Here is a 19,913-nt window from a genome sequence, read left to right as displayed (position 1 = left end):
CAAGTGAATTTATTTAAAATGTTTAAAATGGACTTTATAAATACTGCAAAAAATCCAACACTTTTTCTTTGTAATACAGTATTTCCGGCAATTATTATTTTAATAATGGGATTTATAACCAAAGGAAGTTATGGAACTAAAGTTACTTCTTATGATTATTATGGAGTTACTATGACAATTTTTTTCGTATTTAATATAGCACTTACAGAATCTAATACCTTTATGGAAAAGAAAATTAAGCCAGGAAATGTTAGACTTATTTATTCCCCAACACATACTTCAAGTATATTTTTATCTAAAATATTATCCTGTTCTGCATTTGCAGGAATATGTTATACAATTTTGATGATAGTAGAAGATAAAGTTTTTAATATAAATCTTGGAGGAGAAAATTTTATATATGTCTTAATATTAATGCTGCTTTTTATACTTTTTATGTGCTGCTTTGGAGCCTTTATGTGTTGTATTTTTAAAAGTGAGGAAGCTACAAATAAAATTGTTTCACCAGTGCTTACAGTGCTTGGAATCTTTGGAGGAATGTTTTTTCCTATAGATAGCCTTGGCAGTGCAGTTCAAAAATTGTCTTATATCTCTCCACTAAAATGGATAAATGACTGCATCTTAAAAATAATTTATGATAAAGATTTTTCTATGTTTATACCAACAATGGCAACATTAATAGTAGGTTCAATAATATTAGTACTTTTGTGTAAAGCAATTTTTAAACCGGAGGCGTATATTTAAATGAATGTATTTAATATATTTAAAAATAATTTTTATAGGTTAATGGCTAAAAAAATATTAATTATAAATGTAATTATATTTATTCCACTTATGATAATAGGGGGAGTTTACTTTAATTCAAAAATGGAGACTAAGGCAAATATAGCAATAGTTTCAAATAATCATAAATTAAATATGAGTAATAAATATATTAAGTTCAATGTGGTGAAGGAAGAGCCTAGTATGTCAGACCTTGTACTTAATAAGTATGATGCCGTAATTAAGGATAATGGAAAAGGTAATTTTAAAATAACCACAATTAAAAGTGATAAATTAAAAAATCAAATTGAATACTTTTTAAAAAATTCAAATTCAGCTGTTAAGACTTCAGATGCGCAAAATAAAAGAGGCGTTGGAACTAGTATAATAGGCTTTTTAATAATGATAGTTTTAATGATGCAAATTAATTTTATGCTCTTTTACCCAGAGGATAGGGACTTTGGCACTTTTAGGAGAATATTAATATCACCAGTTAGCGGAAGTAAGTATCTAATTGCACAGGGGGTCTTTGTTTTTACAGTAGCTTTTATACCAACTTATGTTGCTGTAATAGCAGTTAATGCTATACTTAATGTGAATATTGGCTTTAGCTATATTACCTTTGCAGGACTTTTAGCATTACTTTTGTTATTTGGTACAGCTTTTGCACTTTTAATCACTTCTTGTGTAGATGACGTAGACAATGCGGCGATGCTTGGAAATTCAATAGTTATGATAACATCAATTTTAGCAGGAAGCTTTTATTCCTTTACAGATGACAATAAGATTTTAGATTCAATAGTTAAAACAATTCCCTTTAAAGGATATTTGACTTTAGTTCAAGGAATTGAAAATGGTAATAGTTTATCAAATTATTCTGGACATCTAACTTATATTTTAGCTTTAACTTTAGTACTATTTACGCTTGGAGTTTTTATTACAAAAAGAAATTTGAAAACTGGAAAATACTGATTGATATATCATAGCTTGTTGGTATAGAATTAAGTTATAAAGCTATGTAGGGTGATTGTATGAAAAATGAATTTAATTTGATAAGAACAAAGCTTATAGCACCAATTCCAAGAAAGAATTATATCAAAAGAGAAGGAATTATAAATGAGCTAAAGAATATATTTGATTATAAGATAACAATAGTTAAGGGAGCAGCAGGCAGCGGAAAATCGACACTGCTCTCTTCCTTTATAAAGGATAAAAAACTTAAACATGTAAAGTGGATAAATTTAGACTCAGAGAATAATGAAATTTATTCATTCTGGTATTATTTTATAGAAGCAATTTCAGATTACTTACCAGGAAAAAGTGAAAAACTTATTAATAACCTAAACGGAATGGCAAACAGTGAGGAAATCCTAGAAATAATATCTTACATGATAAATAAACTGTGTATTGAAGAAGATATTTTGATAGTATTTGATGATTATCATCACATTAAAGATAAAAACTTAAACTTAACAGTAAAGTATCTTATAAAATATTCACCACAAAATGTTCACTATGCATTTTTAACACGTGAAGAATTCCCAATCTATTTAGGCGAACTTAGAGTTAGAGATGAACTTTTAGAAATTAATGAAACTGAACTTAGATTTTCAAAAGCGGAATGCTCAGATTTTATGCATAATACGCTGAAGCTTGATATATCTGAAGAAGACATGAATAAAATTTTTAATATTTCTGAAGGCTGGATAGGTGGACTTCAATTTACAGCTTTAGCATTAAAAAATAAAGGACATATTGAAAAAATTAATGTTTTAAATAAGTATGTCATTGAATATTTAACAGAAGAAATATTAAAAGGACTTAATTCACGTGAAAGTAAGTTTCTTATAAAAACCTCTATACTTAAGTATTTTAATTCGGATTTAACAGACTATGTGTTAGAAATAACTGATTCAACAGATATAATAAATTCTTTGGTTGATAAAAATTTGTTTATAATAACTCTTAATGAAGAGGAAAATGTATTTAGGTACCATCATCTTTTCAATGAATTTTTGAATATAAGCTTTAACAAATTGGCTGAGGAAGAAAAAAAGGTGCTTCACCTAAGAGCATATAATTTTTTAAAGGAAAATGGAGATGTAAATGAAAGTATACGACATCTTTTTTCTATAAAAGCTTATGAAAAGGCCATACCTCTTATAGAAAAAAATATTTCAGATCCAAAATCATGGATACATATGAAAGAGCTACCGCTTGAAAACTTAATAACTAGTAATGAACTTATTGTACAGCGAATTTTTTATCATTTTTCAAATCTTCAAGTAGATGAGTGTAAAGACATAATAAATTATATTGAGAAGAATGGTTCGAGGGAAGCCAAGTCTCTTGCTAATATGTCTAAAATATATGTTTACAATTATTGCAGTGGAGTTAAAGAAGAGGATTTAAAATTGGTGGAAAAGCTTAAGTTAAGTGAAATTACCAAGGCAGTTATATATCTTAATATGCAACCTATATTTTTGAGTAAAAATGAGTATGAAAAGGTAATAAAATATGCAGTAGAAGCTGATAAAATTGCTAAAAAGCATAATATGTTTTTCTTAAGTGTTTTTGCCAAATGCCAAATAGCAATTATACTTGAGGATATGGGCGAATACTCTAAAGTTATGGATAAATATAAAGATATTAAAATTCTAACTGATAAAAGTGGTTTTAATGGTGCATATAAAAGCCTCTATTATCTTGGGGTTGCGGGAATATATATGAAAAGATATGAGATAGCCAAATCAGAAAAATGTTTAAAGTTAGCAGCCGAAAAAATAGGTCAAAAACACGCATTTACAAAGCCAGGAATTATTTATAATGAAATGGAGCTTAGATTTATAAAACACGAATTTGAAGAAGGAAAAAAGATTGTAGACGGACTTTCAAAAATATATGTAGATTCCTTTATACCTCTTCAAATTTGTACAGCTGAATTTAGATACATGCTTCCAATGAAATTTTATCAAAAGGAAGATTTGCATCAATTTAAAAGTATGTTTGAAAAAGAAAAAAATTATGGAAAATATATAAGACCAGAAGATAAAATAGTTTACTCAAGAGTACTATACTTACTTTCAGAAAAACATGAAGCTATAAAAACCCTAGATGAAGTTTTAGAATTCTGTAGAAAATACTCTATAATAACCAATCTTATAGATGGAATTATAGTAAAAATAATGCTTCTTAAAGAGGATTTTGAGCTTAAAAAAAGAGAAATATATAATTTGCTTAGAGAATCACTTCATTACAGCATAAAAAATGAATATTTAAGAGTGTATGTAATTGAAGGTAAACCACTGCTTAATCTTATTAAAAAACTTAAAAATGATAAAAATATTGAGCTTACAAGTAAGGAAAAAGAATTTATTCAAAAAATAATTGATATAGAAGAGCCAAATGAAACCAAGAAGGATGAGCTTTTAAGTGAAAGGGAAAAAGAAGTTTTAAGTGTACTTTGTGAGGGTCATTCCAATAAGGAAATAGGGGAAATTTTAAATATATCCCTTGCAACTGTAAAAACCCATATCCTTAATATTTATTCTAAACTTCAAGTTTCAAATAGAGTACAGGCGGTAGAAAAGGCAAAGAAAGTAGGGCTGAAATAAGTGAATTTCGTTATACTACAGAGCATCTAGTTTCATAATCGCCCCATACATTTCTGGTCGCCTGTCTCTAAAAATTCCCCATCCCCACCTTTTTTCACGAATAGCATCTAAATCAAACTCAGCCACTAATACACCTTCACTTTCTCTATCAGCTTGAGCTACTATTTCACCAGTAGGATCAGCTATAAATGAAGATCCATAAAATGTCATAGATGTATCATCTACCTCTGTACCAATTCTATTAGATGCTACTAGTGGCATTATATTACAGGCTGCATGTCCCTGCATTACCCTTTGCCAGTGCGGCTGACTGTCATACTTAAGTACTGGTTCAGATCCTATAGCTGTAGGATAAAATAATATTTCAGCACCCATTAATGCCATACACCTAGCGGATTCTGAGAACCATTGATCCCAGCAAATACCTACCCCTATCTTTCCATAAGCTGTATCCCAAACCTTAAATCCCGTATCCCCAGGTGAAAAATAAAACTTTTCCTCGTAGGAATGTCCATCTGGTATATGAGTTTTTCTGTATTTTCCAAGGATTGTTCCATCTGCATCTATAATAGCTACAGTATTAAAAGTTACATTTCCTGCTCTTTCAAAAAAACTTATTGGTAATACTATCTTTAATTCTTTTGCAACTTTTTTAAATAGCTTAACAGCTTTATTGTCTTCAAGTTTTGTTGCTAATTTAAGATATTCGTACCTCTCCTGCTGGCAAAAATAAGGAGTTTCAAATAATTCTTGAAGAAGCACTATATTGGCTCCACATGCTGCTGCCTCTCTTACCAAACCTTCAGCTTTTTTTAAATTCTCCTCCAAATCCCACGATGCAGCCATTTGAGTAGCTGCTACCTTTACTAATCTCATTTTACACCTCCAAATATTTATACTTTATCTTTTAGGCTGCTGCTGAGTAATACAATGTATGTTTCCCCCACCAAGCAATATTTCCCTTGCATATATTGGAACAATTTCTCTATCAGGAAATAGCTTATCCAGTAAACTTATTGCTTTTTCATCATTTTTATCACCAAAAATAGGCATTACAATTCCATCATTTGCAATATAAAAATTAACATAAGAGGCTGCAAGTCTATTTCCCTCAGTTCTTTCAATTGTTGTAGTTAAGCTATCTACTCCTTCTGCCTCTTCTCTAGTAATGTATATCGGCTTAGGCAAATACATTTTATGTATTTCAATCTGTCTTCCTCTTGCATCTACTTCACTGCTCAATACCTTATAGCAGGCCTTTGATAAAGCATATTGTGGATCATTCTCATCATCAGTCCATGCAAGTACCACTACTCCTGGTCTAACAAAAGCACATACATTATCAACATGTTCATTGGTCTCATCTAAATATATACCTCTAGGGAGCCATATAACCTTCTGCACATTTAGATATTCCTTTAATTTTTCTTCAATCTCTATTTTAGTCATATCTGAATTTCGCCCTTTACTTAAAAGACACTCTTCTACTACCAATGCAGTCCCTTCCCCGTCTACATGAATAGCTCCACCCTCTAGAACAAATTTTTCTAACTTATAACTATCTATCCTTTCAAGTCTGCACACTTTTGAGGCTACCAAATTATCTTTATCCCAAGGAAAATATAAACCATCTACCAATCCTCCCCATGCATTAAACTGCCAATTAATCCCCCTTATGCCTCCCCTATCATTTATGACAAAAGTAGGACCACAGTCTCTCATCCATGAGTCATTACTTGACATTTCTACTACTCTAACTTCCTCTGGCAGCATACTAACCGCATTTTCATATTGATCCGTATTTACACAAACCGTAACTTTTTCAAATCTTGCTATAGCCGCTGCCACCTCTACAAAGGCTTTCTGCGCATACTTTGCTCCACATCTCCAATTATCTGTGCGCTGTGGCCATAACATAAAGCAGCCCTCATGAGGTTCGTATTCCGCCGGCATTCTATATCCATCAGTTTTAGGTGTGCTTTTGATTATCTCTATAATAATCGCCTCCTGTATTTAACAATATAATAATATTATCGCATATTTATTAGACGTTTATCAATATTTATCTTTTAAATTACCCTTATATTAATTTTATTATAGTTTTTCAAGAACCAATAATTCTTATAGAAGTGCTCCTATAATGGTATCAAAATGAAAAAATTAAAGAGAAAGTTAACTATTATCTTGAATTAAATAGTTTTTAATACATTTTTTAACATTATTGTATTATATGGTATAATGATTTTAATATAAAATACATTGGGGGTTTTGCAAATGAAATTCAAAAAAAGTATTATAACGAAAAATTTTTTCAAAAAAACAGCAATGACTTTTTTTATGTTTTTACTTATAACAGGTATTGGTATATTAAGTGGAAGTATCTCAGTAAAAGCTCAAAGAACAACTTATTATGTCTCAACCAGTGGTTCAGATTTTAATTCTGGAACTATAGATCAACCTTTAAGAACGATAAATGCAGGTGTTAAACTATTGAATCCAGGAGATACTCTATGCATAAGAGGAGGTACATATCAAGAAGAAGTTAATATAAATGGATATAATGGATCTGCAAATAATTATTACACTATAAAAAATTATAATAATGAAAAAGTTGTTATGATAGGTGGAGGTAGTATCAGTTCTAGTCCATATGATCATGGATTTGAATTTCAAAATTCATCTTTTTGGAATATTGACGGTATAGAGTTTAGCACATATCAAGGTGCAGGTGTATGGTTAAATGGAGTAAATAATTCTTCGGTAGATCATAATTTTAATTTAACTAATTTGAAAGCACATGACATTGAGTATAGTAAAGCTTCTACTGCTGGGGCTGAGGGTATTTTAGGTAACGGTAATGTATATAATTGTGATGTTAAAAACTGCCAAATTTATAACATAGGGCTTATAAAGGATAACCATAATGATCATGGAATATATATAGGATATGGCGCACATGATTGGACTATAGAAGCAAATAAAATTCATGATGTAACAGGAAGTTGTATACAATTATGGGGTGCACCAAGCGGAGGTAAAAATTGTAACATATATAATAATATACTTTATAACAGTCACAGACAAGGTCTTATTTTAGGATATTATGCTACAGACAATAAAGTGTATAATAATACTTTTTATAATAACTATGAGTGCGATGTATATCTTATAGATAATTCATATAATAATACTTTAAGAAACAATATATTTGGTTCATTCGGATCAATAATAACCGTTGAAATAGCCAATAGTAGCTATTTTAATAATTCATTTGACTATAATTGTTATTGGAAAACAGATGGTAACATAGGTACAGGTGGTTTAACTTATTCTTATGTTAGAAGCCGAGGTGAAGAAGCTCATGGAGTGTACGGAAATCCTCAATTCGTAAATGCTAATGGAGGCAATTTTAGAGTATATGGGTATAGTAATACAACCGGAGTTGGATCAAATGATAACAATGTACCTACTTATGATTTTTCAGGAACATTAAGAGAGGCACCTTATCAAGATATGGGAGCTTATGATTATGATTTGCTATTCGATAACTTTGAAGGACTTGCTAATAATACTTATGATACTCAAGGAGGTTTATGGGAAAAAGTTCAAGATGGTGAAACTGCTTATGAACAATATGGACAATCTTCAACTGGCATGAAATCTCTTACAGGGGAGTGTTCTTGGAGCAATTATTGTGTAGAATCTGACGTGAAAATGGTTAGTGGCACAAATGGGGACTATAATGTTGGATTGGTAGCAAGAGCATCATCTGATATGAAAAATTATTATGTAGCAGTATTAGGTAATAATAGTGTTGCACTTTATAAGGTCGTAAATGGCAATTGGACTACCCTTGGATGGCAATCTAAAATTAATCCAACTCTTACTTGGCATCACTTAGCTTTAACTTGTAACGGAAGCAGCTTATCAGTTTCTGTTAATGGAAATACTATTATAAGTGCTACTGATAGCAGCATAAGTTCAGGCAGGGTTGGTATGTATACAAATTATGCATCAAGATGGGATAATTTTAAAGTATCTCCACGTTATTAAAAGAAGATAACTGTACTTCTAGTGAAATGTGAAACACAATTAACTTCTTAAGTTAAAATAGTTCAATAAAAAAATCGGCTTTAAGAAATTTAATGATTCTTAAGGTCGTTTTTTATTATACCAAAATTTATTTATAATACTCTTCAGAAATTGTTAAACCATATGCATTAGCGCATATGATTTAGTAGTTATTAGTTTGACAGCTCATCTTTCCCGTTTTCCAAAGCCTTCCACAAGAAATCTATAGAAGTTTCTATTTTTTCATCATCACTACCTTGTGACAGAATATCAATCCATCTATCTCTAACTTCTAGTATTTGCGGAATTATGTCTTTTGCTTTATCTGTTAAGTAAAGCTTATATGCCCTCGCATCTTCTTTGTCTTCTTTTTTGTGTACATATCCAAGACTTATTAACTTTTTAATAGATTTAGCAGACATAGACTTATCTACATAAAGCTTTCTACTTATTTCATTTTGATTTATTCCTTCATTTTTGCTTAATGAAAGTACATATGGATAAGTTGCCATTGAAAGATTAAATTTTTTAAGCTCTCTATCAAAATAAGTTTGGGCACATCTATATAAACAGCCGTTTAATCCAATTAAATCTATTGCTTTATTATTCATAATTTCTCCTTATAATCATTCATTAAACTAACTAATATTCTTCATATTTTCATTACTTTTTAAAGTTTTATGCCTTGCCCCTAATGAATACAAATAGTATATAACTACTCCAGCAAATAGTACAGCTCCACAGCTATAAAAAAGAGGCGCTAATCCAAACTTACCTGCTATTGTCCCACCTATAATCGGTCCTAATCCCTGTCCAGCGTCATAGCCGATAAAATAAGTACTTGTTGCGACCCCTACTCGGCTAGGTCCCAGTTTTTTAACACATGTAGCTTGCAGTGCTGGAGAAAGTGAACTCTGTCCAATTCCATAAAAAATTGCTGCCAAAAGTATCATCCAAAGTGACTTAGAACTTCCTAGTAATACTGCTGCTACTATTGCCAAGATAAAGGCCGGAAATGCTATAATTCCTAGGCCCTTTTTATCAAGTACTTTACCTGAAATAGGTCTAATAATGAGAATTACAATAGCATTTACTGTGAAATAGTAACCAATGTTCGATATATGTCTCTCATCACCTATTAAAGCTAAGAAGCTTCCTATAGCCCCATTCATGAAGGTAAATAGACAAGCAAGAACAGCAAAAATAATTAATCTTTTATCGAAAAAATCATCAATTTTAATCTGAAATTTACTTGCACTAGAAGTTTCTTTAATTGGCTCCTTATATGGAATTCTAGTTATAAGAAATACTGCAATCATAATAATAACACATGATGCATAAAATACATATTTAAATCCAAACCCCGATGAAATTTTAAGACCAAGATTTGGACTTATTGCCGTTGCGAAAATATAGCCTAACCCTAAAAATCCTATTCCTTCACCTATTTTATCCTTGGGTATATATTTAGTAGCAAGGGCATTATTTACTGTAACGCTCATAGAAAATGATATACCTTGAACAATTCTAAAGAAAAAAAGTGCATACATATTATTTGATATTCTTAAACCTAGTGCAGAAAGAGACAAAAAAATAGTTGAAATAATTAACAACTTTTTCTTATTAAATTTATCCGTTGAAAATCCTGCAAATGGACGAATAGCAATGGATGTAATGGCAAATACACCTGCAATTAAACCTGCAAGCGACATAGTTGCCCCTAAACTAATTGCATATTTAGGCAATACTGGTGTCATCATAGTAAAACCAATAAAAATTAGTGCATTTATTATTAGCATTAAAATATATGAAGAGTTCCACAACTTTTCTACTTCCTCTGATTCCTTCATTAAAGTTTCATCCTTTCTTAATTTAGCCAGAACTGGTGCTTAAATTGCACTTAAATATCCTTTAGATAATAGCACCATTCCAATTGTTTTAATTAACCATAATTTAACTTTATATATTTATAGGATATCACAATATAGTTGACCATTCAACTATATTGTGATATCCTATAGATGTTAAAATTGTTAGACTTCTAACATATTTATGGAGGATGGGAGAAATTATAAATGAAGGAAATAGAGTTAGATTCAGAGACAAAAACAGAAAAAAAATTATGGAATATTAATTTTATTAGTTTATTAGGAATCAGTACACTTACATTTTTAGCCTTTTATCTTGTTTATCCGCTGCTGTCAAAGTACTCCATAGGCCTGGGAGCTTCCTTAAGTATGGCAGGTGTAATTGTAGGTCTATTTTCAATTACCGCATTATTTATTGGACCATTTGGTGGAATACTTACTGATAGAACAAGCAAAAAATATGTAATGATAATAGGAACTTTTATAAATGGTATAGCAACCTTAGGCTATAGTTTGGCACCTAATATTGGAGTCGTAATTTTCTTTAGAATACTTCATGGAGCCAGTTTTAGTATTACCAGTGCTACTAGCGTTGCCTGGGCAATAGAGTTTATACCAAAAGAAAGAATGGGCGAAGGCATAGGATACCTTGGAATCAGCCAGATTATTGCAACCGCCTTTGGACCTGAAATAGGAATAGAAGCTTCAAATAAATTTGGAATTTCTAAAACCTTTATGGTATCAGCAATACTTATAATAGTAGCTGCTATTTTTATGAACTTTTTACCTAACAGGAGTAAGGTCGCTAAAAAGAATGCTGTAACCAAAAAACCTTCTATTCATTTAAAAGATATTATAGCATTTGAAGTATTACCATTGTCATTTTTCGGCGGTCTCTTTTTTATGGGAAATGGTCTTGTTACCTCATTTTTGGTTTTAATGGGTGAACAGCGTAAGATAGCTGGAGTTGGAATGTATTTTGTAGTAAATGCATTGTTTCTTATTTTTACAAGACCCATATCTGGAAAACTGTATGATAAAAAAGGACTTGCAACTGTTTTATATCCAGCCTTACTATGCGGCATTATGGAGGCCTTATTTCTAGGTCATGGAAATGTTCTTTGGATGATAATCTTGGCTGCAATTTTTAAAGCATTTGGACAAGGATTTGCTCAGCCTGCACTACAAGCAGAATGTTTTCATATAATGGGAAGTGAAAAGAGAGGATTGGCTTCAAGCACGTTTTTTATTGGTGCTAATGTTGGTCAAGGTGTAGGTCCTTTAATTGGTGGAGTTGTTGCTTCTTCACTTGGATATAAATGGGTCTTTAACTTCAGTGCCTTAATGCTAGTATTTGGAATTTTATGTTTTGCAATATACAATAAGAAAAATTCCCTTTCAAATTGTAATAAATAATAAAGTATCAAAATTTTATAAAACTATATTGACAAGTTAAAATTATACTGTTACAATAAATATAATTCAATTAAATCCTTTGACGAGGAAGAGTAGCCATAAAATTTAGTTTAAGAGAGCTGGGGATGGTGTGATCCTAGTACAATAATTGGTGGTGAATGGACCTTCGAGGAGTAAATCGAAATCCAAATGGAGAGTAGTGGTTAACGTTTGCCGTACGTTACAACGGATAAAGTATGCTAGTACTTGAAAAGAGCGATGTTTTTTAAACATAATTTAGGTGGTACCACGGAAAGTATCTCCGTCCTAATCTTATCAATTAGGGCGGAGTTTTTTTATTTATAATTTTTTATCTTAAACAACATTTAAAATTAACGTAAAATTATTTATTTACCTAAAACATATATTTTCTGAAATATCTGAATACTAAGAATACAGTGATTTTATTATAAAAAGGAGTGCATTATTATGAATTTAAGAAAACTAGTTATTAATTCTTTATTTTTAGCCATAGGTGTTGTTTTACATCAAATTACACCGCCTATATTTTTAGGCATGAAGCCTGACTTCTCACTAGCAATGTTATTTATAATTATAATAATCAATGATGACTACAAAACATGCATAAGCTCAGGTATTATAGCAGGACTACTTGCAGCTGCAACCACTACATTCCCAGGAGGGCAATTACCTAATATAATAGACAGAATTGTTACTACAACCGTAATATTTATAGCATTAAAACCTTTAAGAAATAAATTAAATAATAAAATACAAATAATAGGAACAACTTTAATTGGAACTGTTATAAGTGGAGGAGTATTTTTAGGCTCAGCACTGATAATTGTAGGATTACCTGCCAGTTTTAAAGCATTATTTATGGCAGTCGTACTTCCTGCAACAATTATAAATACAATAGTAGCTGTAATAATATTTTTAGCTGTACAGCGTGGTAAAGCAGTAGTGTTTCATACTACCAAATGAATTAACAAATTTTATTATGATTATATAAAATATAATACCCATAGTACAACACTCTTGGTGTATGTGCTATGGGTATACTTTCTATAATATTTTATTCAAAAACGCTTTAGTTCTCTCTTCTTTTGGATTAGAGAATATCTCTTCAGGAGTACTCTCCTCCACTATTTTTCCGCCATCCATGAATATTACTCTATCAGCAACTTCACGTGCAAAGCCCATCTCATGAGTTACAACCGCCATTGTCATTCCTTCTTCAGCAAGCTCTTTCATTACGTTTAATACCTCACCTACAAGTTCTGGATCTAATGCAGACGTTGGTTCGTCAAATAGCATTATATCTGGTTGCATACAAAGTGCTCTAGCTATAGCAACCCTCTGCTTTTGACCTCCTGATAATTTTGAAGGATATACATCAAGCTTATCACTAAGTCCAACTTTTTCAATTAACTTTTCAGCTCTTTTACGTACTTCTTCTTTGTTTTCCTTTTTAACTGTTATTGGGGCTTCCATTACATTTTGAAGCACAGTCATATGTGGGAATAGGTTGTAATTTTGAAAAACCATGCCCATCTTTTCTATTGTTTCCCTATACTGTTTTCTATTTTTATTATCTAAAGGCTGTCCTTCGATAATAACTTCACCGCCGTCTGGCTCTTCAAGGTGATTTAAACATCTTAAAAGAGTACTCTTACCTGAACCAGATGGTCCTATTATAACAAGTACTTCCCCTTTAGAAATGCTAACATTCAAATCCTTAAAAACTGTCAGCTTACCAAAAGATTTGGTTAAATTTTTGGCTTCTACCATTAACATATAAAACACTCCTTAGTATACAGATAATTTTTTCTCTAATTTTGAAAATAGTCCAGTAAATACAGTAGTCATTAGAAGATACATTATTCCTGCAAATAAATATGGAGTAACCGCATCACCAGAAGCCGAAACTAAGAGTTGAGCCTTTCTTAAAAGTTCTTCCATAGTAATTACTGAAACTAGGGAAGTATCTTTTATCATAGCTATGAATTCATTACCACAAGGTGGAATTACTACTCTAATAGCTTGAGGTAATATAATTCGTCTCATAGTCTGACCATATGTTAACCCTAATGCTTTTGAGGCTTCAAATTGCCCCTTATCAATAGCTAGTATTCCTCCTCTTATTATTTCTGCAATATATGCTCCTGAATTTAAGCTTAACCCCAATATCGCTGCCTGTGTAGGAGTAAGGGTAACGCCTAAAGCTGGAAGTCCATAATAAAAAACATATAATTGTAACAAAAGTGGTGTTCCTCTTAAAATCCATGTATAAAACTTACCTATTAGCCTTAACACTTTAAATGATGAAGTTTTAAACATAGCTATAATAGTTCCTATAATACATCCAATAACTATTGAAAAACAAGTAAGAAGCAAAGTAATACGTGTACCATCAATAAGTACTGGAATTACTTTATTTAAAGAGCTTATATCCATTAAAAAATTCCTCCAATTAACGCTGCTTAATCAAGCTAGTTTTTATTATTCAGCATAAACATCTTCGCCAAACCATTTCTTAGATAACTTTGACAATGTTCCATCTGCTTTAAGTTCCTTTATTGCTTTATTATAAGCATCTCTTAAAGCCTTGTCTTTTTTTCTAAATGCAACACCTATAGGTTCTTTAGTAAGAGATGATTTTAGTTTCTTAAATTTCCCAGGATCCGTAACATTGTAATAATCTCCAACCATAGGGTCACTTACAACCGCTGCTATCCTTCCATTCTGTAAATCCAAATATGCATCAGTCATAGCATTGTATTTTTTAATTTCTTTTATTCCTGAAATCTTAGATAAAACATCTTGAGCTGTAGTTCCAACTTCACAACCTATAGTTTTACCTGTAAAATCTTTTTCACTTTTAATTGTATTATCATCTTTCTTTACAAATATTGCATTTCCCCCATATATATATGGGTCTGAAAATATCATAGTCTTCTTTCTCTCATCCGTTATACTTATAGATGAATGCACAATATCAAATTTTTTTGAATTTAAAGCAAGAAAAATACCGTCAAACGAATTAGGAACAAATTTAGTTTTTACACCAAGTTTCTTAGCTATAGCATTTGCCATATCTATATCAAAGCCAGAAACTTTACCTGTAGCCTTGTCCTTAAATTCCATTGGTGGATAAGTATCGTCTATTCCAATTACGATTTGGCCTGCCTTTTTAACCCTATCAAGGGAATCATCCTTATTAGACGTAGAAGCTGCTGAACCACATCCTGTGAAAATGGAAGCCGTTAGGCATAGTACAATTGATAGTGAAAAAACCTTTTTTAACATAAAAAACACCTCTGCCTTATTAATAGAATTTTATTTTAATTTTTTTTATTTGTCAATGCATAAATATTAATGGACTTGTATCGTTTTATTATCAATATTGTTAAATATCAAACAATTGTTTAATATAATCGCGTTTTTATTAACAATATGTTAACACATATTAGACCGAATTACAATCTAATAAATATTTATACAAAAAAATTTTTTTTAGATCTGGCATGAAAAAAAGTTGTTTGGTTATTATAAAACTAGAGGTGATTATTTATGAAAGCACATGTAGACAAAGAAACGTGCATCGGCTGTGGTACATGTCCAGCAGTATGTCCTGATATATTTAAAATGGATGACGATGGTAAGGCAGTTGCTACTGATGCAGAAATTGCACTTGAATTAAAGGCGTCAGCTAGAGAAGCAGCAAGTTCATGTCCTGTAGATGCAATTAACGTTAGATAAAATTTTACACTTGACTGCTAAAGAATTTAAGATTAAAATTACTATGATAAAAAATTAATAAGACAGTTCGAAATCCATCCTGTCTATAAACAAAACCAGGTTACATATCTACCGGGTGAGGTAGATTTTTTTGTTTTAGGGGGACGGATTATGTCCCTTTTTATTTTACAAAAATTTGGAGGCAAATATGAAAAAAATAGGTTTAACCACTACTGTTCCTATTGAAGTGTTACTGGCTGCAGGATACACTCCTGTTGATTTAAATAACTTATTTGTAGGATCTAAAAATTATTCTAAATATATAGATGAAGCTGAAAAAGATGGATTTCCAAGAAGTCTTTGTGCATGGATAAAAGGTATATATGGAGCTTGTATTAGTAACAACATAACTGAAATAGTTGGTGTACATGATGGCGACTGCTCAAATACAAAAGCTCTGACAGAAGTCCTCTCCATGAAAGGAATAAAAGTATATCCATTTTCATATCCATCAAGCCACAATATAACTGATGTAAGGCGTGAACTTGATAATTTTATGAATTTATTTGGAGTTACCTTGAGTGAAGTGGAGAAAGTAAGAGCCGAATTAAATGAAATACGCAAACTCGGAATAAAAATAGATAACTTAACTTATAAGGATAACAAAGCCACTGCACTTGAAAATCATATATGGCAAATATCCTTTAGTGATTTAAATCATGATATGAGCCTTTTTAAGCATGATATAAATGAAACAATACATATTATATCTAAGAGGCAGTCAAGTCCTTCTGTACTTCGTCTCGGCTATATTGGTGTGCCTCCTATGACATCTGATATATATGAATTTGTTGAAAACTTTAGTGCCCACATCGTTTATAACGAAGTCCAAAGAGAATTTGCCTTTCCAAGAGCTTATAAAGCTCAAAATATATATGAGCAATATTGGGACTACACTTATCCTTATGATGTTTATTTTAGGATAACGGAAATACAAAAGCAGATTGATGAAAGAAAACTGGATGGAATCATACATTATACACAAGCCTTTTGTTACAGAGGTATTCAAGACATAGTAATAAAGAAAAATTTAAAAATACCTGTACTAAACATAGAAGGCGATAAATTAAACCATCTTGATGCTAGAACCAAATTAAGAATTGAAGCTTTCTTGGACATGCTTCTTGATGCTAAGGAGGGAATCTTTTGAGAATTTTAGGTATTGATCTTGGAAGTAGAGAAGTAAAACTTGCACTTATGGAAGATAATAAAATTTGTGATTACTTTAAAATAAGTACAATAAATTTTTATAAAAATTACTGCTCATATAAAAATAACAAAATTGAAGTAGATTTAGGCAAGCTTAACATAAGTGATATTGATAGAGCCGTTTCAACAGGTTATGGTAAAAACAATACTAACCTATCAATGTTTAAACCCATAAATGAAATTAAGGCTCACGTTTATGGAGCTATGTATCAAACAAAACTCTATGATTTCGTACTTCTTGATATAGGTGGGCAAGATGTCAAGGTAGCCCGTGTTGAAAATAAATTTATAAAGGATCTAGAATTAAACGAAAAATGTGCTGCTTCATGCGGTAGATACCTTGAAAATATGGCAACTGTTTTAGAAGTTCCACTTGATGAAATGAGTTCATTTTATAAAAATCCAGTTAAATTAAATTCAACATGTGCAGTCTTTTCTGAATCTGAACTTATAGGGAAAATAGCCGAGGGAACTCCAATGGATAGACTATGTGCTGGTGTAAATTACTCAATGTACAATAAAATGAAGCCCCTTTTAGCAAAATTTAGGGCAAAAAATTTAATCTTAACAGGAGGGGTTGCAAATAACTATGCTATAAAAAAATACTTATCTCACGATTATGACAGCATTATTGTTCCCAAGAATCCACAATTTAATGGAGCACTTGGTTGCTGTTTTTACGGCAGTAAATTAAAAACTATGTTCAAAGAATAACTTGATGGGGGTAATGTTATGTATATATTAAAAATAGAAGACAATTTTGATAGTGCACATTTTCTTAGGGGGTATAAAGGTAAATGTGCAAATATTCACGGTCACAGATGGAAAGTTCAAGTTGAAATACAATCCAGTCAATTAATTGATGGCATGGTAGAAGATTTCACAGTCTTAAAAATGAGTATCAAAGATATTATTAGATTTTACGATCATGCTTTAATAATAGAAAAAGGTAGTCTTAGATCTCTTACTTTTAATTGCCTTAAGGAAGATGGTTTTAGAATTATCGAACTTGATTTTAGACCAACAGCAGAAAACTTTTCAAAATTATTTTATGATGAGATATCTAAGCTTAATTATAATGTAAAAAAAGTAACAGTATATGAAACACCAAATAACTGTGCTTCATACACAAAAGAGGTATAAAAAATGAATTACAAAGTGGTTGAAAAATTTATAAGTATAAACGGTGAAGGTCTTCGTTCAGGTCAATTATCAGTATTTATAAGATTTGCTCATTGCAATTTAGACTGCATATACTGTGATACAAAATGGGCAAATAATGAAAATGTAAAGTATGAAATCATGACACAAGAAGAAATATATTCATATATAAAGGGAACTGGAATTAAAAATGTCACTCTTACAGGAGGAGAACCACTTCTTCAAAAAGGAATGCATGAACTTTTAGAACTTATTGCTAGTGATAACACTTTGAATGTAGAAATAGAAACCAACGGCAGCATATGTCTTAATAACTTTCTATTAAATGAAAACAGACCTTCCTTTAACATGGATTATAAGCTTCCAGAGAGCGGCATGGAAAACTTTATGGAAACCTCAAACTTTAAATATTTAACTAAAAAAGATGTTGTAAAATTTGTAGTAAGTTCATTAGATGATCTTAAGAATGCAAAAAATATAATAGATAAATTTAGCCTTTTGAGAAAAACTAATATATACTTAAGTCCTGTTTTTCACAAGATTTCTCCAGAAACAATAGTTAATTTTATGAAGGATAACAAACTAAATGATGTAACTTTACAAATACAAATCCACAAAATTATATGGGATTCAAATAAAAGAGGTGTATAAATTTATGTCTATCGATACAAAAGCAATTGAAAAACATGTAAGAGGAATTCTAATAGCTTTAGGAGATAACCCTGATAGAGAAGGCCTTAAAGATACTCCAAAACGAGTAGCTAAAATGTATGCAGAAGTATTTGAAGGAATGAACTACTCTAACGATGAAATAGCCGATATGTTTAATAAAACCTTTGAAGAAGACCTAAAAGAAGATGAAGAAGATAATATAGTCCTTGTAAAAGACATTGAAATATTCAGCCACTGTGAGCACCATATGACTCTTATGTACAACATGAATGTTGCAGTAGCTTATATACCAGATAAAAGGCTTATAGGTCTAAGCAAAATAGCTAGAATAGCAGATATGGTTTCAAAAAGACTTCAGCTTCAAGAACGAATCGGGAAAGATATTGCTGAAATAATGGAAAAGATAACCAACTCAGGAGACATTGCAGTAATTATAAAAGGTGAACATGGCTGCATGACCTCAAGAGGCATTAGAAAGCCAGGAGCACAAACTACCACTATGACTCTTAAAGGAAGATTTAAAACTGATGATTCACTTGTAAATAAACTTATGGCTTTATATAAAGCATAATGAAAGGATGATTTTATATGGAAATAAGCGTAAATAAAGAAAAAGCTCTTGTAGTATTAAGTGGAGGACAAGACAGCACAACTTGTCTTTTCTGGGCAAAAAAAAGATACAAAGAAGTATTAGCTGTGTCTTTTGATTACAATCAAAAACATAAGCTTGAACTTGAATGTGCCAAGGAAATATGCAAAAAACACGGGGTTGAACATCACATACTTGACTTAAAACTCTTAAATCAACTAGCGCCTAATTCTCTTACAAGGGCAGACATAAAAGTAGATAAAGATGCTCCAAAAGAGGGTACCCCAAATACCTTTGTTGATGGTAGAAATCTTTTATTTTTAAGTTTCGCTGCGGTTTTTGCAAAACAAAGGGGTATAAACAATATAATAACAGGAGTATCTCAAAGTGATTTTAGTGGCTACCCAGATTGTAGGGATGTTTTTATAAAATCACTAAATGTAACTTTAAACTTAGCTATGGATTATCAGTTTGTACTAATAACACCTCTAATGTGGATAAACAAAGCTGAAACTTGGAAATTGGCAGATGATTTGGAAGTTTTAGATATAATAAAAAATGAAACTTTAACCTGCTATAATGGCATAAAAGGCGATGGCTGCGGAGAATGTCCTGCCTGCAAACTTAGAAAACATGGATACTTGGAATTTGAAAAACTATACAAATAATATGAAAATATAACTCTTGTACTAAATATAAATATTGCGAAACAAGTTTGGGGTTTTTCGTCATCTAACGAGATGAAAAAAG

General features: G+C 31.0%; 20 protein-coding genes and 1 other annotated feature. Of the genes, 13 read left to right on the top strand and 7 right to left on the bottom strand.

Annotated features, from left to right (window positions below):
* Positions 1-3: 3 nt before the first annotated feature.
* From BEE63_RS10600 to BEE63_RS22320, 3 genes are read left to right on the top strand one after another with little or no spacing between them, the layout of a single operon-like run.
* Positions 4-744 carry an ABC transporter permease gene (locus BEE63_RS10600; protein WP_066021358.1) on the top strand — a complete coding sequence of 247 codons (741 nt, stop codon included), beginning with the start codon at positions 4-6 and terminating at the stop codon, positions 742-744.
* On the top strand, positions 745-1,734 hold the full coding sequence (locus BEE63_RS10595) for an ABC transporter permease (RefSeq protein ID WP_066021357.1): 990 nt from the start codon (positions 745-747) through the stop codon (positions 1,732-1,734).
* Between the two features lie 59 nt (positions 1,735-1,793).
* Entirely contained in the window at positions 1,794-4,376 is a 2,583-nt protein-coding gene (locus tag BEE63_RS22320; RefSeq protein WP_066021356.1) for a LuxR C-terminal-related transcriptional regulator, read from the top strand.
* Between the two features lie 15 nt (positions 4,377-4,391).
* Here the strand turns inward: BEE63_RS22320 and aguB are convergent, their stop codons facing one another.
* Positions 4,392-5,252 (bottom strand): N-carbamoylputrescine amidase, encoded by an 861-nt coding sequence (gene aguB, locus BEE63_RS10585; RefSeq protein ID WP_066021355.1) that lies wholly within the window; start codon positions 5,250-5,252, stop codon positions 4,392-4,394.
* A gap of 24 nt (positions 5,253-5,276) precedes the next feature.
* Positions 5,277-6,362, bottom strand: coding sequence for an agmatine deiminase (gene aguA / locus BEE63_RS10580; RefSeq protein ID WP_347464728.1), 1,086 nt, complete (start codon positions 6,360-6,362; stop codon positions 5,277-5,279).
* Positions 6,363-6,650: 288 nt separating this feature from the next.
* On the opposite strand from aguA, the gene BEE63_RS10575 reads away from it, so the two are divergent.
* A complete protein-coding gene (locus BEE63_RS10575) occupies positions 6,651-8,429 on the top strand; it encodes a right-handed parallel beta-helix repeat-containing protein (protein ID WP_066021353.1) in 1,779 nt (592 codons plus the stop codon).
* Between the two features lie 191 nt (positions 8,430-8,620).
* Here the strand turns inward: BEE63_RS10575 and BEE63_RS10570 are convergent, their stop codons facing one another.
* The gene (locus BEE63_RS10570) at positions 8,621-9,058 is read right to left on the bottom strand and encodes a MarR family winged helix-turn-helix transcriptional regulator (RefSeq protein WP_066021352.1); all 438 of its coding nucleotides are present in this window, start codon (positions 9,056-9,058) and stop codon (positions 8,621-8,623) included.
* Positions 9,059-9,085: 27 nt separating this feature from the next.
* Entirely contained in the window at positions 9,086-10,297 is a 1,212-nt protein-coding gene (locus tag BEE63_RS10565; RefSeq protein WP_066021351.1) for an MFS transporter, read from the bottom strand.
* Between the two features lie 225 nt (positions 10,298-10,522).
* Here BEE63_RS10565 and BEE63_RS10560 point away from each other — a divergent pair, with 225 nt between their 5' ends.
* A complete protein-coding gene (locus tag BEE63_RS10560) occupies positions 10,523-11,731 on the top strand; it encodes an MFS transporter (protein WP_066021350.1) in 1,209 nt (402 codons plus the stop codon).
* Positions 11,732-11,801: 70 nt separating this feature from the next.
* Positions 11,802-12,043, top strand: a binding site (T-box leader).
* A 150-nt stretch (positions 12,044-12,193) separates the two neighbouring features.
* Complete coding sequence (locus BEE63_RS10555) at positions 12,194-12,715, top strand: tryptophan transporter (protein WP_081312515.1); 522 nt, start codon at positions 12,194-12,196, stop codon at positions 12,713-12,715.
* Positions 12,716-12,796: 81 nt separating this feature from the next.
* Here the strand turns inward: BEE63_RS10555 and BEE63_RS10550 are convergent, their stop codons facing one another.
* Genes BEE63_RS10550 through BEE63_RS10540 form a run of 3 tightly spaced genes read right to left on the bottom strand, consistent with a single transcriptional unit; the run spans position 12,797 to position 15,040 of the window.
* Positions 12,797-13,528, bottom strand: coding sequence for an amino acid ABC transporter ATP-binding protein (locus BEE63_RS10550; protein WP_066021348.1), 732 nt, complete (start codon positions 13,526-13,528; stop codon positions 12,797-12,799).
* Positions 13,529-13,540: 12 nt separating this feature from the next.
* Positions 13,541-14,188: an amino acid ABC transporter permease gene (locus BEE63_RS10545; protein ID WP_066021347.1), complete on the bottom strand. Its 648-nt coding sequence runs from the start codon at positions 14,186-14,188 to the stop codon at positions 13,541-13,543.
* A 45-nt stretch (positions 14,189-14,233) separates the two neighbouring features.
* Positions 14,234-15,040: an ABC transporter substrate-binding protein gene (locus BEE63_RS10540; RefSeq protein ID WP_066021346.1), complete on the bottom strand. Its 807-nt coding sequence runs from the start codon at positions 15,038-15,040 to the stop codon at positions 14,234-14,236.
* Positions 15,041-15,304: 264 nt separating this feature from the next.
* Between BEE63_RS10540 and BEE63_RS10535 the strand changes: the two genes are divergently transcribed.
* From BEE63_RS10535 to queC, 7 genes are all read left to right on the top strand, one after another.
* On the top strand, positions 15,305-15,493 hold the full coding sequence (locus BEE63_RS10535; protein ID WP_066021345.1) for a ferredoxin: 189 nt from the start codon (positions 15,305-15,307) through the stop codon (positions 15,491-15,493).
* Between the two features lie 187 nt (positions 15,494-15,680).
* Positions 15,681-16,682 (top strand): 2-hydroxyacyl-CoA dehydratase family protein, encoded by a 1,002-nt coding sequence (locus tag BEE63_RS10530; protein ID WP_066021344.1) that lies wholly within the window; start codon positions 15,681-15,683, stop codon positions 16,680-16,682.
* Positions 16,679-17,455: an acyl-CoA dehydratase activase gene (locus BEE63_RS10525; protein ID WP_066021343.1), complete on the top strand. Its 777-nt coding sequence runs from the start codon at positions 16,679-16,681 to the stop codon at positions 17,453-17,455. Before BEE63_RS10530 ends, BEE63_RS10525 begins: the two co-directional genes overlap by 4 nt.
* An 18-nt stretch (positions 17,456-17,473) precedes the next feature.
* Positions 17,474-17,884, top strand: a complete 411-nt coding sequence (gene queD / locus BEE63_RS10520; protein WP_066021342.1) for a 6-carboxytetrahydropterin synthase QueD — start codon at positions 17,474-17,476, stop codon at positions 17,882-17,884.
* A gap of 3 nt (positions 17,885-17,887) precedes the next feature.
* Positions 17,888-18,553: a putative 7-carboxy-7-deazaguanine synthase QueE gene (gene queE / locus BEE63_RS10515; protein ID WP_066021341.1), complete on the top strand. Its 666-nt coding sequence runs from the start codon at positions 17,888-17,890 to the stop codon at positions 18,551-18,553.
* 4 nt (positions 18,554-18,557) lie between these two features.
* Positions 18,558-19,145: a GTP cyclohydrolase I FolE gene (gene folE / locus BEE63_RS10510; protein ID WP_066021340.1), complete on the top strand. Its 588-nt coding sequence runs from the start codon at positions 18,558-18,560 to the stop codon at positions 19,143-19,145.
* Positions 19,146-19,162: 17 nt separating this feature from the next.
* Positions 19,163-19,831, top strand: coding sequence for a 7-cyano-7-deazaguanine synthase QueC (gene queC / locus BEE63_RS10505; RefSeq protein ID WP_066021339.1), 669 nt, complete (start codon positions 19,163-19,165; stop codon positions 19,829-19,831).
* Positions 19,832-19,913 lie beyond the last annotated feature (82 nt).

Origin of the sequence: Clostridium pasteurianum (assembly GCF_001705235.1) — a bacterium.
Classification (GTDB): Bacteria; Bacillota; Clostridia; order Clostridiales; family Clostridiaceae; genus Clostridium_S; species Clostridium_S pasteurianum_A.
The sequence above is the reverse complement of the archived record's forward strand: the minus strand, read 5'-3'. Positions and strand labels throughout refer to the sequence as shown.